The organism is Oleiphilus sp. HI0117 (genome assembly GCF_001635235.1).
Map to the genome: position 1 here is coordinate 1 of NZ_LWGA01001212.1, position 289 is coordinate 289.

Here is a 289-nt window from a genome sequence, read left to right on the forward strand (position 1 = left end):
AGATAAAACGGTTTTAGTTGTCGATATCGGTGGTGGAACGAGCGACTGTGCCATGGTTAGAATGGGGCCTTCTTACCGAGATAAGAGCGATCGATCAAAAGATTTTCTAGGGCATAGCGGTGAGCGAGTAGGGGGGAACGATCTTGATATTCAGCTGGCAGGAAAGCACCTCATGCCACTTCTGGGCATGTTGTCAAAAACCAAAAGCGGTCTTCCTGTTCCCACCCAGCTTTTCTGGGACGCAGTGAGCACTAACGATGTATCGGCTCAGACACGGTTTAATGAACTT

The 289-nt window shown here is 48.8% G+C and carries 1 pseudogene; it reads left to right on the plus strand.

Annotated features, from left to right (window positions below):
* Positions 1 to 289: pseudogene (locus A3757_RS27145) on the plus strand (molecular chaperone); the annotation flags it as partial.